This is a genomic window from Pontibacter deserti (assembly GCF_023630255.1).
GTDB classification, from domain to species: domain Bacteria; phylum Bacteroidota; class Bacteroidia; order Cytophagales; family Hymenobacteraceae; genus Pontibacter; species Pontibacter deserti.
Window position 1 is genome coordinate 1,549,670 of the sequence record NZ_JALPRS010000001.1, and the last position, 14,916, is coordinate 1,564,585.

A 14,916-nucleotide genomic window follows, 5' to 3' on the forward strand; every position below is an offset into this window, starting at 1 on the left:
TTTATACTTCCGATACTTTACCAATTCCTAATAAAGCCACAATGGCTCTTACCGTTTTGTCCTCTTCTTTTTTACGATTGTAATTTGAACAGGTACACCGGTTGCATCAACGCGTTGGGTTGGTAGCAGATTAAGTATAGTTACTTACCCAATGGTGCTGGGCTACATTTTGCTTTTAACCAGAAGCTCCTTCTTTTCCTGTTTTGCTACATACGGGAAGTGGCTTTTATACTTGTTTAGTCTGCTCTCGAATACATGCCAGAAAAAAGCACTTAACAGCAGCAAAAGAACTGTATAAACAAAAAGTAACCCGCCAGCACCAATCATCTCCTCAGCATTAATATGGTAATGTCTCAAGAGTTTAGTAACAAAGTAGGGAACAAAGTTGTGCAGCAGGTATAAACCATAACTGATGCGGCCTAAATAAACCATTGGCTTTGCCGCAAGTAAACTGCCGGCCGTTCCTGCAAATCCATGTGCCGCCCCCATCGTCAGGCTGATGAAAAGGAAAATGATTGCAAACTCCTTCAGCACGGCCACTCCCGGACTAAAAGAAAATAAGTGAGGTACAAACTGGAAAAAAGAGAAAACTATTAACCCGGCTATACCTGCTCTCTGCACCCAAACCCCAAAGGAGTTGCGCCAGCTTACATTTTCTTTGAACCTGCTGCTTTTCTCAACTATAGCTAACAATGCCCCGGCACCTAAAAAATGAAAAGAACTGATAGGTAATACGCCCAACCTGCTCCCGCCTATCTCAAGGAAAGCACACGTCAGTTTAAATAGCGGGGCCAGCAGTATAAATCCTATAACTGTAGAGGTAAGGTATCGCTTAGGGGTGAAAAGGATTACAAACGGCCATAGGAGGTAAAATTGTTCTTCTACAGCCAGAGACCACAAATGAGAAGCTTCTCCTATCCAATGGCCCTCCAAGAAAATAGCAATGTTTGAAAGATAACTCAGGTGCCATGGCAAGTATAACAGCATGTTATGAGACCCGAGCAGAGTGGTAAGCAGAATCACAAGGTAAAACAACGGGAAAATACGAAGCAGGCGGCGGGCATAAAAACTTTTAATGATTTGCCCTTTACCGGCACCCACCTTTTCGGCTTTTGTACGGGCATCTAACAAAATGCCTGTTATCAGGTAGCCACTCAACACGAAAAAGAGCTGTACGCCAAGGCCGCCCAAGCCCATTTCCTTTACTTCCGGGGTCCAGTGAAAAAGTATAACCATTGCCACTGCAATTGCCCTGAGCCCATCCAGTTGCACCATGTAACCTGGTGCTGTATGCTTGCTATTCATAAAAACTGCTTTCCCTATACGCTGCTCCCACCACTTAACCTTTTAGAAAGCAGGCCGCAAAATTACAAAAAAGGAACAGTTTAAAGTTGACAAAACCTGAAGATGATCTTCTGATGTTGTGAGAATTTTGAAGCTTGCCTTTAAACAGAATCAGGGCAGCAGGTAATCCGGAACAGAAATCTTGAAACGTTCTTGAAGTAAACAAGGTATCAGTCCACCATATAAGCTATGGTTTATATGCATTAAATTTGCCGCTTTAATTCGTTTCCGGCCACTCACGCACAGATAACATGATAATAAGACCAAAACTTAACTGGCTAAGGATGCTTTTTGTTTGGCGGGGATCTGTTCTGAAAGAGATACTTCCGAGGCTTATTACATTGTTTGTGCTTTCGCTGCTGGTTGTATACCTGCGTGGGAAGTTGTTCGATTTTAAAATACCTCTTAACCCTGCACCATTTACCTTGATAGGCATTGCTCTAGCTATATTTCTTGGCTTCCGGAACAATGCAAGCTATGACCGGTTCTGGGAAGGACGCAAACTATGGGGCGCATTGCTTAACGTTACCCGCTCACTGGCAAGGCAAAGCGCTACCATGAGCGGACTATCCTCAGACTCAAAAGAAGTCCACCACTTCATTCATCTGCTGATTGCTTTTACTTACTCCCTAAAGCACCAGTTAAGACTTACAGATGCAACAGAAGACATGCAACGGCTCCTGCCACTTCCGCTGGCCAGTGCTCTACAACAGGCCAGGTATAAACCCATCATGCTACTGAAGGAAATGGGGCTTTGGGTGCAGTACCGCAAACAGCAAGGAAGTATAGATACGATCACCCAGACAGCCTTTGACAATAATTTTAACCAGCTTTCAGATATTGTGGGTGGTTGCGAACGAATTGCCGGCACTCCTATTCCGTATCCCTACAGTGTATTATTGCATCGTACAGTATATGCTTTTTGCTTTTTGCTGCCTTTTGGTCTGGTAGACAGCATCGGGTGGATGACACCTTTCTTCGTGGTTTTTGTAGGCTATACTTTTATGGCCCTGGATGCCATCATAAGCGAGATTGAAGAACCTTTCGGTATCGCCCCTAACGACCTTGCCCTGAACAGCATGAGCCAGATGATCGAAACCACTCTTCTGGAAATAATAGATCAGCCTGCACCCATATTCCCAGAAAGTAAAGATCCTTATATTTTAAATTAAGCAGCAGATAAGCTATTGGTAATTACACGTTATCAGTTAACAATAGCCTAACTAAACTATAAGATAAGGCTTATCTCAACCTGTAAAAGTATAGATTAAGATTATTGGCGAAGGCTTTTTCGCTCAGGGTAAAATACCCGTTGCTGCTCACTGAGAAAGTAACCGCTTCTCCCTGTGGCTCCATGGTATAAGGCAGGTTGTTATAGTTCTTCTGCAGGGTCTGCTCTATCGGTTCGTTCCCTTTCCGTTCATAATGGTATAATTGCGTGTACGTCTTTATTATTATCTCTCTGCCATCATCAGACAAAGCTGCACTGACTACCCCATTGTAAGACAAAGAACCCACCAGCTCGGCTGTATTAGTGGCACTGGTATTACAAGGAAAGCTTATTTTATAGATCCTGGAGGTGTTATCTCTTTTGGTAATGATATAAATATTTTTGCTTGCATGGTCTACCAAAAAAGCTTCTGCATCGTGGGCGCCATCCGGGTAGGTAAATTTTATACTTGTATAACTCTTAACTGTATCAGTGGAGGCATCCGGTTCCCGGAATTTATAGATCGTGTTCACTTGGTTTACTTTTGTATTGTCGCCAATGTCAGCTATATACAACTCATTACCAGACAATAACATATCTTCCCAGTCCCGGTTAGTAGTACCTTTTAAGTAGATGGTTTTCGCAAGCTCGCCGTTATGACGCAGTAAGTATAACTGGGCAGGGTTGCCCCCGTCTTCGTGCGCCCATAAATAACCCGGGTTTACTTTACTATCTGCAATACCAGAAGTTTCTGCCAATAGTGGTGTTACAGGTGTAATTACAGGAATATTATTGATCGCTTTTGTTTCAGCGGGTATTTCCTCTTTTGTGCATCCCAGCAAAAAAGAAAACATACATACTGCGACGACCTGGGTTATACTTAAAAGTTGCCTCATACGCACAAAGTTTCAACAATCACTCTTTATTCGGTACCTACCATTCCTACTGAAGAGCATGGTAGTTCATCAGATTTTAAACATTCTGCAAGGCTTTATAAGCAGCTTACTTCTCACCTGCAGAAATCTTCCTTGCTACAAAATCCCGAAAAAGAAAGTTCGTTGGCTGGCTCGTAAGTCCGATAAAAGTTAAAAGCCACTTCACCGGGCTGATGAAGTGGCTTTTAAAGGATAGGTGTTTTTTTAGATTGGTGTATGCTAAGACTTAAGAAAGTAAGACTTTAGCTGGAACAGCATTTTTGTAACTTTATAGTTACCAGCCGGGCTACTGTCCTTCTTTATCTTTCGGAGGATTGATCATGATGTGAGCGCCGTGTGTTCCGGGGTTCATTATCCAGGGCATAGCCGGACCTTCAGGCTTCAGGGGCAGGCCGGTACTTTCTGCGGTAGCAAACGGAATATATACTACATAGCGCAGGTAACCATTCTTTACTTCACCGGTTGCAGCATTAAAGTCATCATCAGAAGCAGTATAAACAAAGAGCGTTGTTGGTTGTCCGGGCATCTTAAGTTTACCACTTTTTACTTCCTTTTCGCGGGCGGCAAATATTTCCTGCGCTGCCTTTCCTGCTTTCCGCAGTTCCCGTCCACGGGCCATAAACGGATTCAGGTCGCGGTGGTAACAAGATACAGAGAACCCTTTCTGCTTAGGGTTATCCGCAAGGCAGATCATTTCGTTGGTACCTTTTCGCAGCTGTGTAAACTCCCCTTTCTGGTTATACCCATACACGGTAGCCCCTGCCCTTTTATCTGATGGGGCAGCCAGTACAGCGGCTTTAATTTGTATTTCCGGTGCTGGTATATTTGTCTTTGTTTGCCCTGTAACACTTATTGTGGTTGCAGCCATTATAGCAATAAAAAGTAGTGTTTTTTTCATGCCTGTATAGTTTAGGTAGTACATTTTAACAGAGATTCCTCTGATAACTAAATAAGATATAACGTGCAGCAGTACGTAGGTACAGTGCAGCATCCTTACCAGATAAAAGCTTTACCAGCCCCTCGCTTTCAGAAGTTTATCAGTGCTTTAACTTTTACCTATACCTGCCATAACTTTTTAGAGTTATACGTGTAATCACTGATTATCAATGTGTTTAGTTATTCAGCTTATACTTCTGGATATTTCTGCTCCTATATGAGGAAAGGGCCATACTTTATAGTTAACGGGATTACACTTTACCGGCTGCTCGCTGCTTTCTTGCTGTTACTGCTGCTCTTTTACAAAAGGCTGGACTTATTTAAGTGGCTGCTGCCCCTTAGTTTTTTTACAGATGCCATTGATGGTTTTCTGGCGCGTAAGTATAAAACAGCAAGTATTCTAGGCTCTAAGCTCGACTCGATAGCAGATCAGTTTACGATTATTGCTGCAATTGCCGGTATGTTTATTTTTAGAGGGGATTTTGTACGGGAAAACGTAGCTGTTATAGCCGTTGTGCTTGGCTTATACTTTATCCAGACAGTTTTAGCCCTGATCCGTTACAACCGGATAAGTAGTTTCCATACCTACCTGGCTAAAATAGCAGCCATACTTAGCGGAATTTTCCTGATACTGCTATTCTTGCTGCCTGAGCCACTTTACCCGCTGTTCTATGTAATGGCCATACTTACAGGTATAGAATTGCTGGAAGAGATCATACTTGTGTTTGTGTTACCGGAGTGGCAGGCAGATGTTAAAGGGCTTTACTGGATTTTACAGAAAAAGAGGTGATACCATTTAGCACACCTGATTTTTGATTCTTGTTCAGGAAATTGCTGCCCCCGGCCCCTGCACACCTGCAGGTTGTTTTACTAATGGCTGAAGCTCCTGTTCTGCCTGTACCATATTCTCTACTCCTCTGAAGAAGGCGTCCGGGTTAAAGGAAATACTATCAATGCCACTCTCAACCAGGAACGTCGCATACTTCGGATAGTCGCTTGGTGCCTGCCCGCAAAGCCCAACTTTTGTACCTGTTTGCTTGGCTTTTTGTATAGTCATTATAATCAGTTGCTGCACCGCCGCATCAAAAGGGCTGAAGATACCACTCAGTAACCCGGAATCCCTGTCTGCACCTAATGTGAGCTGGGTCAGGTCGTTCGATCCGATAGAAAAACCATCAACTATCTCCGCAAATTCTTCGGCAAGCAGGGCATTACTTGGTATCTCCACCATCACGTAAATTTCCAGGCCATTCTCTCGGCGCTGCAGGCCATACTTAGCCATAAGCTCAATTACCTTTTTACCTTCTTCAACGGTCCTGCAAAACGGGATCATCAGCTTCACATTAGTCAGCCCCATTTCATCACGCACCTTTTTCATGGCACGGCATTCCAGTTCAAACCCGTCCTGGTACAGCGGGTGGTAATACCGCGACGCGCCGCGTAACCCTATCATTGGGTTCGATTCCTGGGGCTCAAATTGCCTGCCTCCAACCAGGTTGGCATACTCATTAGATTTAAAGTCGCTCATCCTGACAATCACATCTTTCGGGTAAAAAGCAGCCGCAATAGTGGCTGTGGCTTCAGCCAGCTTCTCAATAAAGTAATCTTCTTTGTTTGGATAATGGTGCGTCAGCTTTTCTATTTTTTCGCGGGTTTCTTTGTCGGCTATACTTTCAAAGTGCTTTAGTGCCATGGGGTGTATCTGTATTGCATTGTTAATAATAAACTCCATGCGCATCAGCCCCACCCCATCGTTTGGCAGAAAAGAATATTTAAATGCCTGCTCCGGATCGCCAAGAATAAGCATGGCTTTGGTATGTGGCCTTTCCAGCTTGCTCAGATCTATTTTGTGTTCCGACCATTTCAGGCGGCCTTCATACACGTAGCCTGTTTCACCGTCAGCTGTCGAGATAGTTACTTCCTGCCCGTCTGTTATAGTTTGGGTAGCGTTGTTTGTTCCTAACACGGCCACAGCGCCCACTTCACGGGCTACTATGGCAGCATGGCTGGTACGGCCACCTTGTTCTGTTACAATAGCGATGGCTTTTTTCAGTATCGGGTCCCAGTCCGGGTCTGTTTTTTGGGTAACTAATACCTCCCCTTCCTGTAGTTTGTCTATTTCGCTGGGTGAGTGAAGTATACGGGCTATACCTGTTACAATGCGGTTGCTCAAGCCTATACCCGCACAAAGTATCTTCCCTTTTTCCTGGAGCGTGTATTCTGTAAAGAATGCCTGGTTCTTGTGCTGGCTCTGCACCGTTTCGGGCCTTGCCTGCACTATAAACAATTCCCCGGTTATACCATCTTTTGCCCACTCAATGTCCATAGGCTTCTGGTAATGTGTTTCTATCTTTTGTGCCCACCTGGCAAGTTGCAGTACTTCTTCATCGGCCAGTATAAATTGCTCCTGCTTCTCTTCGGGAGTATCCAGGTTAACAATTGCATCAGCCGGGCTTTGGAGCTCAACTGCATTATTTTCAGCATACACCATAGTTTTAAGTTTGCTGCCCAGCCTATGTGAGATAATAGGTTGTCTGGCTACGTCGAGCATTGGTTTAAACACGATGAATTCGTCTGTATTTACGTTGCCCTGCACTATATTCTCACCCAACCCCCAGGAACCGGATATAACAATCGCATTCTCAAAACCTGTATCTGGGTCCAGGGTAAAAATGACGCCGGAACTGGCTAAATCCGAACGAACCATCATCTGAATACCAACCGATAACGCCACCTGCATATGTTCAAACCCATTATCAATTCTATACTTTATTGCCCGATCTGTAAACAACGAGGCGTAGCTGTGGTGGCAGGCTTTATACAGGTTTTGCAGACCACGCACGTTTAAGTAGGTCTCCAGCTGGCCCGCAAAGCTGGCAGTAGGTAAGTCTTCGGCAGTGGCACTGCTCCTTACAGCCAGAGAAATATCTGTTCCATACCGGGAAACCAGGTAGTTATAGCCTTTTTCAATTTCCTGTTGTAACTCAATTGGTAATTTGGCTTCAAGTATAAGCGCTCTTGCCTTTTGCCCCACATCTGCCAGGTTATTGAAGTGCTCCCGATCCAGCCCGGCCAGTACTTGAGTTAACTCCTCCCGCAAGTTATTCTGGTCAACAAAAAACCAGTATGCATCAGCAGTGGTCGCGTAGCCATCCGGCACTTTTATACCTGCAGGGTTCAGTTGAGTATACATCTCACCCAACGATGCATTTTTACCTCCTACTTTACTTAGGTCCTGGTAACTGATATCTTTAAAAAACTTAATGAAAGGTGCCATATGAGAATACTGGGTAATAACTACTAAAGTGTAATGTAAAATCAGTAAGGATGATCTGTAATGGGAAGGGCAGCCCTTTAGTACAACAGGTGATACATTAAAAAGCAGGTAGAAACTATACTTTAGGGTGAATTGCTTCTACCTCATAAAGTGACGGTTACCATGCCATCAATCTACAGACCAATAAGTCATTGTTAATCAATGTTAATCTTACGCTCAGCTCTTTCTTTTATACCAAGCATCATTCTGCGCTCCATTATAAAATGTATCGGGTCGAATAGCAGGAAGAGCAGCATGCGTTTTAGCCACCCCTCTTTTTGCCCATGAGAACGAATGATGAAACGAGTAGTATGCGCATCCAACGGTTGAAGTACAAAAGCACCCCAGCCCTGTAATACTATAAAATGATTTTCTTCCAGCGCTGTCACGCGCAGCAGTGTTTTGTCGCCGTATACTTTTCGGGAGCCAAGCCTGATGGTGTCACCGGCTTTCAGGTGTTGCCATTCCGGTACAATACTATCAGCATTATGAATATCTGCCCGCACAAGGTTTTCCAGGAAAGAGTAACTATAAAATCCGGCCCGGTCCTGCCCTATCTGCACCAGCCAGGCCCATACTTCCGTTACAGGTGCATGTATGGTAATGGCATGATGTGCAGACGCATGGTCCATTAATTCATCTCCGGGCAAAGGCTGTAGCTGCTCTTCTTTAGTACTCCCCCAGTTAACATACTTCCTCCTGAAAATGGCAACAACGGCTACATAAGCAACTAGCGCAGCTATTACCCACTTACCGGAACTGTTAGATCTTCTCCCGCCCATCTGTACTACTATATACTTTAGGTTCAAACACCATCAGGCCTAACTTCTTTTACTAAACCTAAGCGCTGATAGCCAGTAAAGCATGGCTTACTTTTATTAGCTTACGTATTATTTATAAAACAATAGTTATAATATACCATAGAATATTCATCATTATTTTACAGCAGTCGCAGACTTCCCTCACCCTACTTCCTGCAAGTTGTTTCTAAATAAAAAGCGTTAAAGCAGGTAATAATTTCTAACCTAAAAGACTTACTATGGAAAAACCGTTTCAGGATAAAGTTGCCATTGTAACAGGTGGGAGCTTTGGTATTGGTAGAGCAACGTCCATTTTGTTTGCACAGCGCGGAGCAAAAGTAGCTGTTGTAGATTGGGTGGAAGACCCGGAAACAGTAAATAATATTAAAGTTGCCGGCGGTGAGGCTATTTTTATAAAGTGTGATGTGTCGAAAGACAGTGATGTCCGGAATATGGTAGAACAAACTGTAAGCACCTTTGGCCGATTAGACTACGCTTTCAACAATGCTGGTATTGAAGGTGCTTCCGCACCCACACACGAAGCTACTGAAGAGAATTTTGAGAAAGTGATAGGTATTAACGTGAAGGGTGTGTGGCTCTGTATGAAGTATGAGATCTCGCACATGCTGCAACAAGGCAAAGGAGCTATTGTTAACTGTTCCTCCATCGCCGGAGTGATCGGTTTCCCGGGAATCCCTATTTATACTGCATCGAAGCATGCAGTTATTGGCCTTACCAAAACTGCTGCCCTGGAGTATGCTCAATCTGGTATCCGGGTAAATGCTGTGTGCCCCGGCGCTATACAAACAGCCATGATCGATCGCTTTATGGAAAAAAACAAAGTTTCGAAAGAGTCTATGGTTGCGGGAGAACCTATGGGCCGTTTTGGTGAACCGGATGAGATTGCAGAGGCCGCTATCTGGCTGTGTTCTGATGCTTCTTCCTTTACAACAGGCCATGCCATGGTGGTAGATGGAGGCTGGGTAGCTCGTTAGCAGAAGAATTTATACTAGAACTATGGCTGTAACCCCAAACTTACAGGATTATACTTCTGTCACCGCTGGTTTCAGTTGGGAAAAGGAACAGTCTAGCCTAACCGGTTTACCAAACAACCAGGGCCTCAACATTGCACACGAGGCCATTGACCGACATGCCACAAGCGAATTAAAGGATCAGGTTGCCTTCCGCTTTATTCATAAAGACAGGTCTGTAATGGACTGCACCTACAAAGATTACCTGGAGCTGACCAACCGGTTTGCCAATGTACTGGGGGAGTTAAATGTAAACAAAGGTGATCGGATTTTTTCATTTCTGGGCCGGATACCAGAGCTATACTTTGCGGCGCTGGGTACATTAAAGAAAGTAGCCGTTTTCTGTCCGCTGTTCAATGTATTTGGGCCGGAGCCAGTGTTTCAGCGCCTGAGTCGTGGCGATGCTAAAGTATTGGTTACTACCAAAGATTTGTTTGAGAAGAAAGTACGCCAGTTGCTGGAGCGGCTGCCGGAGTTAAAATATGTATTACTGACGGACATAGACCAAGATGAAGATGAACAGATCCGCTCACTGCCCCGCCTGATGGAACAGGCTTCGGATGAGTTCATCATCCCCCCTACCGACCCTGAGGACCCGGCGCTGCTGCACTTTACAAGCGGTACCACCGGCATGCCCAAAGGTGCCTTGCACGTGCACAAAGCTGTGCTGGTACATTACGTAACCGGTAAGTATGTGCTCGACTTCCATCCAGGCGATATCTACTGGTGTACCGCTGATCCGGGCTGGGTAACCGGTACTTCTTATGGCATTATCGCTCCGCTTGTGAATGGTGTAACAAATGTAGTGGATGAAGAAGAGTTTGATGCCACACGATGGTATTCTATACTGGAAGAACAGAAAGTCAACGTCTGGTATACTGCTCCCACCGGTATCCGCCGCCTGATGCGCATGAACATCAACCCACGTGAAAAGTATAACCTCGAGAACCTGCGCCTGATGCTGAGTGTGGGCGAACCGCTGCACGCAGAGGCTGTAGTATGGGGTGAGAAAAACTTCGGTATGCCTTTCCTGGATAACTGGTGGCAGACTGAAACCGGTGGTATTATGATCGCCAACTATAGGGCGATGCAGGTAAAGCCCGGCTCTATGGGTAAACCACTGCCAGGTGTAGAAGCAGCTATTGCCGAGGTAATCGATGACAGTTTCAGAATTATTGAGGAACCTGACAAAGACGGGCACCTGGTACTAAAGCGTGGCTGGCCCTCCATGTTTCGCACTTACCTGCACGACGAAGAACGCTATAACAAAAGCTTCCACGGCGACTGGTACATTACCGGTGATCTGGCCAAACGCGACACAGAGGGATATTACTGGTTTGTTGGCCGTGCAGATGACATCATCAAAACTTCCGGCCATATGGTGGGACCTTTTGAAGTAGAAAGCGCGCTGATGGAACACCCAGCCATAGCCGAAGCCGCTGTTATCGGTAAACCCGATCAACTGATAGGAGAACTGGTAAAAGCTTTCATTGTGCTGAAACCGGAACAACACGCTGATGAGAACCTGAAGATGGATATCACAGCACATGCCCGGAGAAAGCTAGGTCCTGCTGTGGCACCTAAAGAAATTGCTTTCATAGATAATTTACCAAAAACCAGAAGTGGCAAGATATTGCGCAGGCTACTAAAGGCTCGTGAACTCGGTTTACCGGAGGGGGATTTGTCGACGCTGGAGCAGCCGTGATAAAAGCTGGCGCGGGTTTATCATATAGTTGTATTTATAATCCAATTGGGCCGGAGGCCCAAACTATAGCAGGCACGAGCGTGGACGCTCACACCATTATTTGTCATACTCATGGAACAACAACCGCTGCAAAATATAAATCTAAACCCAGAGCAAGCCAAAAAACTGCTCTACCAGATGCTGCTTATCCGCAGGTTTGAGGAGAAGTCGGCGGAGATGTATACCAAGGAGAAGATCCGTGGTTTTCTGCATTTGTATGTTGGCGAAGAGGCGGTAGCCGTGGGTGTGATGCAGGCGCTACGGCCGGAGGATAATGTACTGTGCACCTACCGGGAGCATGGTCATGCGCTGGTGCGCGGCTTGGAACCAGGAGTGATCATGGCGGAAATGTATGGCAAACTGGAAGGCTGTAGTCGTGGTCGCGGTGGCTCTATGCACCTGTTCGATGCTAAAACAAAGTTCTATGGCGGAAATGCGATTGTAGCTGGTCACCTGGCGATGGCAGTTGGGTTGGGTTTGGCAGACAAGAAGATGAAACGAAATCAGATCACCTGTTGCTTTTTTGGCGAAGGCGCCATGGCCGAAGGAGCTTTTCACGAAGCCATGAACCTGGCGGCGCTCTGGCAGGTGCCGGTGCTGTTTATTTGCGAAAACAACCTGTACGCCATGGGCACTGCCATAAAGTATACCCACGCCCAAACCGATCTGGAGAAGAAAGGAGCCGCTTATGGTATAGCTTCTGCTTCGGTAGACGGCATGGATCTGATGGCGGTGATGCAGGCCGCCAACACGGCGGCTGAAAGTATACGCCAGACGGAGCAGCCATACTTTCTGGTTTGCAATACCTACCGCTTCCGGGCGCACTCTATGTTCGATGCTGAATTATACCGTGAGAAAAGCGAAGTAGAAGAATGGAAAAAACAAGACCCTATAACTGGCTTCTTTAAGTACCTAACACAACAGCAGATTCTTACTGATCATAATTATAAAGAGTTGGAAGCACAGGTAGAGCAGGAAATAAACAAAGCTGTTGAGTTTGCCGAAACCTGCAACTGGGAGCCGGTGGAGGAACTTGCAAAGTATACTTACAGCGAAAGATAAAACCTATGCCTGGTCAACTGATCACATACCGCGAGTGCCTGAAGCAAGCCATACGGGATGCCTTGCTGGGTGATGAACGAGTGTTTGTAATGGGTGAAGATGTAGGGCGATACGGAGGCGCTTTTGCAGTGAGCAAGAACCTGTTACAAGAATTCGGATCGGAGCGTATCATGGACACACCTTTGTCGGAGGCAGGTTTTGTGGGTGCAGGCATTGGTGCTGCCCTGGGCGGCATGCGGCCAATTGTAGAGATCATGACCGTAAACTTCAGCCTGCTGGCTCTTGACCAGATCGCCAACAATGCTGCCACGCTGCTGCATATGTCGGGTGGGCAGTTTAATGTGCCGCTGGTGATACGCATGAGCGCCGGAATTGGCAGGCAATTGGCCGCGCAGCACTCGCATAGTTGGGAGCCGCTGTTCGCACACCTGCCCGGTTTGCGCATACTATCAGCGGGCACTCACGAAGACGCCCGTCACATGCTCGCCCCTGCCCTTGCCGACCCGGATCCGGTCATCATCTTCGAATATACTTCGCTGCTAAACCTGGAAAAAGAGCTGCCAGAAAATATAAGCCAAGTAGATGTCAGCAAAGCTAAAGTTCGGCGCGAAGGCAAGGATATTTCCATCATCACCTATGGTACCGGTGTGTACAAGGCTTTAACTGCTGCCGAAGAGCTGGCGGCCTCAGGGATAGATGCCGAGGTGTTAGACCTGCGCGTGCTGCGTCCGTTAGACGATGAAACTATACTTGCTTCGGTTACTAAAACCAACCGCGCGTTTATAGTGGAAGATGCCAGCAGATCGGTGAGCATATCATCAGAAGTGAGTGCCCGCATTATGGAGCGCTGCTTTTACGACCTGGATGCGCCGGTGCAGCGGCTGTGCGGAGCCGAAGTGCCTATCCCCTATCCCAAGCATTTAGAAGACGCCGCCGTGCCTCAACCAGCCCAGATTGTATCCTCCATCAAAACCATGCTGCAACATGCTTGAATATAAAATGCCTAGCCTCGGTGCCGATATGGAAAGCGGCTTTCTGCGTGAGTGGCGTGTAAAGGCCGGCGACAAGATCCGTAAAGGAGACATCATTGCTGAAGTGGAAACGCAGAAAGGCATTGTAGAGATCGAAGTGTTTGATGAAGGTATAATTGGTGAACTGCTGGTTCAGGCAGATGAACAGGTACCCGTAGGAAGAACTATGGCAACTATACTTACCGAAGAAGAAGCAGGCAAAGCAGCAACTGTACCGACAAAGGCTGCCGCCCCTTTAATTGAAAAAGCTGTAGCACCACCACACCACATACGCGCCTCACCGCTGGCCAGAAGAATTGCTTCTGAGAAAGGAATTGATATTGCCACTATACATGGTACGGGCCCAGACGGAGCTGTTACAAGGGAGGATGTAGAGCACGCCATAGCTGCACAAGTTGCTCCTCCAGCAACGATGTCAGAAAAACCTGAACTGAGTAAAGAAGCTGCGCCCGCAAGACCGGAAGAAAAGCCTGTTACTCCAGCGATAGAAGTTCCGCCAGCTGCCCCTAAAGAACCTCCTAAAGCACCGGTCGCCTCAGCTGAAACTATACGCATGGCCGTAGCCGCTGCCATGAGCAAATCGAATCGGGAAGTGCCGCATTATTACCTCGAAACTAAAACTGACATGCAACCTGCGCTTACCTGGCTGACAGAAGCAAACAAGCAAAGGCCGGTAAAAGAGCGGTTACTACCGGCGGTGCTGCTGATAAAAGCTGTAGCAAAAGCTCTATCTGATGTGCCAGACCTGAATGCCTGGTGGGAAAACGGGCTACAGCGAAAGGAAAGTATAAATGTGGGCTATGTGGTAGCATTGCGGACAGGTGGCATTATGGTACCGACTATACACGATGCCGATACAAAATCGCTGGATGAAGTCATGCTGGCGCTGAACGACCTGATTCCGAGAGCACGTGCCCTGCGGTTGCGTAGCTCTGAATTAGCCGACTCTACTATCACCGTTACCAGTTTGGGCGAAGGCGGCGTGGAAACTGTTTATGGTGTGATTTACCCTCCGCAGGTGGCCTTGGTTGGTTTTGGTGGCATAACTGAACAGCCCTGGACTGAGAACGGCATGCTGGCTGTGAGGCCTGTACTCAAAATCACACTCGCCGCTGACCACCGCGCCTCCGACGGCAGCACCGGCAGCCGCTTCCTTACCGCCATCAAAAATTACCTGCAACAACCTGACAAACTATGACACAGGAAGAGATAAAGCAGGCGCTGCTCCTGCGCCTAAAAAGTATAGCGCCCGACACCGAGCCGGCACAACTGCAACCCGACGATAATATCCGTCTAACCCTAGGTATAGACTCGTTCGATTACCTGCAATTTATTGTAGCGCTGGATGATCAGTTTGGCATTGATACACCGGAAGAGGATTACAGTAAGATTCAGACGCTGAAGGAGCTCACAGAGTATGTGGAAGCTAAGGTGAAGAAGTAATGAGTACAAATTCAACTGTTTCACGAAACTGGTTTGGCACAAAAACAGAAGCGGGATGATCATT

Annotated in this window: 13 protein-coding genes; 8 read left to right on the forward strand and 5 right to left on the reverse strand. The window is 46.5% G+C overall.

Annotation, left to right across the window (positions count from 1 at the left end; translation table 11 throughout):
- Positions 1-162 precede the first annotated feature (162 nt).
- Positions 163-1,305 carry an acyltransferase family protein gene (locus MJ612_RS06655; RefSeq protein WP_187032606.1) on the reverse strand — a complete coding sequence of 381 codons (1,143 nt, stop codon included), beginning with the start codon at positions 1,303-1,305 and terminating at the stop codon, positions 163-165.
- A gap of 290 nt (positions 1,306-1,595) precedes the next feature.
- Here MJ612_RS06655 and MJ612_RS06660 point away from each other — a divergent pair, with 290 nt between their 5' ends.
- The gene (locus MJ612_RS06660) at positions 1,596-2,516 is read left to right on the forward strand and encodes a bestrophin family protein (protein WP_187032608.1); all 921 of its coding nucleotides are present in this window, start codon (positions 1,596-1,598) and stop codon (positions 2,514-2,516) included.
- Between the two features lie 70 nt (positions 2,517-2,586).
- Here MJ612_RS06660 and MJ612_RS06665 read toward each other — a convergent pair whose 3' ends face one another.
- Entirely contained in the window at positions 2,587-3,450 is an 864-nt protein-coding gene (locus tag MJ612_RS06665) for a hypothetical protein (RefSeq protein ID WP_187032610.1), read from the reverse strand.
- Positions 3,451-3,775: 325 nt separating this feature from the next.
- The gene (locus tag MJ612_RS06670) at positions 3,776-4,387 is read right to left on the reverse strand and encodes a hypothetical protein (RefSeq protein WP_187032612.1); all 612 of its coding nucleotides are present in this window, start codon (positions 4,385-4,387) and stop codon (positions 3,776-3,778) included.
- 255 nt (positions 4,388-4,642) lie between these two features.
- Between MJ612_RS06670 and MJ612_RS06675 the strand changes: the two genes are divergently transcribed.
- Positions 4,643-5,215 (forward strand): CDP-alcohol phosphatidyltransferase family protein, encoded by a 573-nt coding sequence (locus MJ612_RS06675; protein ID WP_187032614.1) that lies wholly within the window; start codon positions 4,643-4,645, stop codon positions 5,213-5,215.
- Between the two features lie 33 nt (positions 5,216-5,248).
- Here MJ612_RS06675 and ppsA read toward each other — a convergent pair whose 3' ends face one another.
- Entirely contained in the window at positions 5,249-7,702 is a 2,454-nt protein-coding gene (gene ppsA / locus MJ612_RS06680; protein WP_187032616.1) for a phosphoenolpyruvate synthase, read from the reverse strand.
- 194 nt (positions 7,703-7,896) lie between these two features.
- Positions 7,897-8,523: an SRPBCC family protein gene (locus MJ612_RS06685; protein WP_187032619.1), complete on the reverse strand. Its 627-nt coding sequence runs from the start codon at positions 8,521-8,523 to the stop codon at positions 7,897-7,899.
- Positions 8,524-8,780: 257 nt separating this feature from the next.
- On the opposite strand from MJ612_RS06685, the gene MJ612_RS06690 reads away from it, so the two are divergent.
- From MJ612_RS06690 to MJ612_RS06715, 6 genes are all read left to right on the forward strand, one after another.
- On the forward strand, positions 8,781-9,536 hold the full coding sequence (locus MJ612_RS06690; RefSeq protein ID WP_187032620.1) for an SDR family oxidoreductase: 756 nt from the start codon (positions 8,781-8,783) through the stop codon (positions 9,534-9,536).
- Between the two features lie 22 nt (positions 9,537-9,558).
- Positions 9,559-11,277 (forward strand): acetate--CoA ligase, encoded by a 1,719-nt coding sequence (gene acsA / locus MJ612_RS06695; RefSeq protein ID WP_187032622.1) that lies wholly within the window; start codon positions 9,559-9,561, stop codon positions 11,275-11,277.
- A 111-nt stretch (positions 11,278-11,388) separates the two neighbouring features.
- Positions 11,389-12,378: a pyruvate dehydrogenase (acetyl-transferring) E1 component subunit alpha gene (gene pdhA / locus MJ612_RS06700; RefSeq protein ID WP_187032624.1), complete on the forward strand. Its 990-nt coding sequence runs from the start codon at positions 11,389-11,391 to the stop codon at positions 12,376-12,378.
- A gap of 5 nt (positions 12,379-12,383) precedes the next feature.
- Complete coding sequence (locus tag MJ612_RS06705; protein ID WP_187032626.1) at positions 12,384-13,370, forward strand: alpha-ketoacid dehydrogenase subunit beta; 987 nt, start codon at positions 12,384-12,386, stop codon at positions 13,368-13,370.
- Positions 13,363-14,607, forward strand: coding sequence for a dihydrolipoamide acetyltransferase family protein (locus MJ612_RS06710; protein ID WP_187032628.1), 1,245 nt, complete (start codon positions 13,363-13,365; stop codon positions 14,605-14,607). Before MJ612_RS06705 ends, MJ612_RS06710 begins: the two co-directional genes overlap by 8 nt.
- Positions 14,604-14,852 carry an acyl carrier protein gene (locus tag MJ612_RS06715; RefSeq protein WP_187032630.1) on the forward strand — a complete coding sequence of 83 codons (249 nt, stop codon included), beginning with the start codon at positions 14,604-14,606 and terminating at the stop codon, positions 14,850-14,852. The genes MJ612_RS06710 and MJ612_RS06715 overlap by 4 nt, the downstream gene beginning before the upstream one ends.
- Positions 14,853-14,916: the final 64 nt, after the last annotated feature.

Bases quoted from the DNA above. Each gene is read 5' to 3' on its own strand.
- ppsA (WP_187032616.1), bottom strand. From the start codon at position 7,702: ATGGCACCTTTCATTAAGTTTTTTAAAGATATCAGTTACCAGGACCTA.
- MJ612_RS06665 (WP_187032610.1), bottom strand. From the start codon at position 3,450: ATGAGGCAACTTTTAAGTATAACCCAGGTCGTCGCAGTATGTATGTTT.
- acsA (WP_187032622.1), top strand. From the start codon at position 9,559: ATGGCTGTAACCCCAAACTTACAGGATTATACTTCTGTCACCGCTGGT.
- MJ612_RS06710 (WP_187032628.1), top strand. From the start codon at position 13,363: ATGCTTGAATATAAAATGCCTAGCCTCGGTGCCGATATGGAAAGCGGC.
- MJ612_RS06690 (WP_187032620.1), top strand. From the start codon at position 8,781: ATGGAAAAACCGTTTCAGGATAAAGTTGCCATTGTAACAGGTGGGAGC.
- MJ612_RS06670 (WP_187032612.1), bottom strand. From the start codon at position 4,387: ATGAAAAAAACACTACTTTTTATTGCTATAATGGCTGCAACCACAATA.
- pdhA (WP_187032624.1), top strand. From the start codon at position 11,389: ATGGAACAACAACCGCTGCAAAATATAAATCTAAACCCAGAGCAAGCC.
- MJ612_RS06655 (WP_187032606.1), bottom strand. From the start codon at position 1,305: ATGAATAGCAAGCATACAGCACCAGGTTACATGGTGCAACTGGATGGG.
- MJ612_RS06660 (WP_187032608.1), top strand. From the start codon at position 1,596: ATGATAATAAGACCAAAACTTAACTGGCTAAGGATGCTTTTTGTTTGG.
- MJ612_RS06705 (WP_187032626.1), top strand. From the start codon at position 12,384: ATGCCTGGTCAACTGATCACATACCGCGAGTGCCTGAAGCAAGCCATA.
- MJ612_RS06685 (WP_187032619.1), bottom strand. From the start codon at position 8,523: ATGGGCGGGAGAAGATCTAACAGTTCCGGTAAGTGGGTAATAGCTGCG.
- MJ612_RS06675 (WP_187032614.1), top strand. From the start codon at position 4,643: ATGAGGAAAGGGCCATACTTTATAGTTAACGGGATTACACTTTACCGG.
- MJ612_RS06715 (WP_187032630.1), top strand. From the start codon at position 14,604: ATGACACAGGAAGAGATAAAGCAGGCGCTGCTCCTGCGCCTAAAAAGT.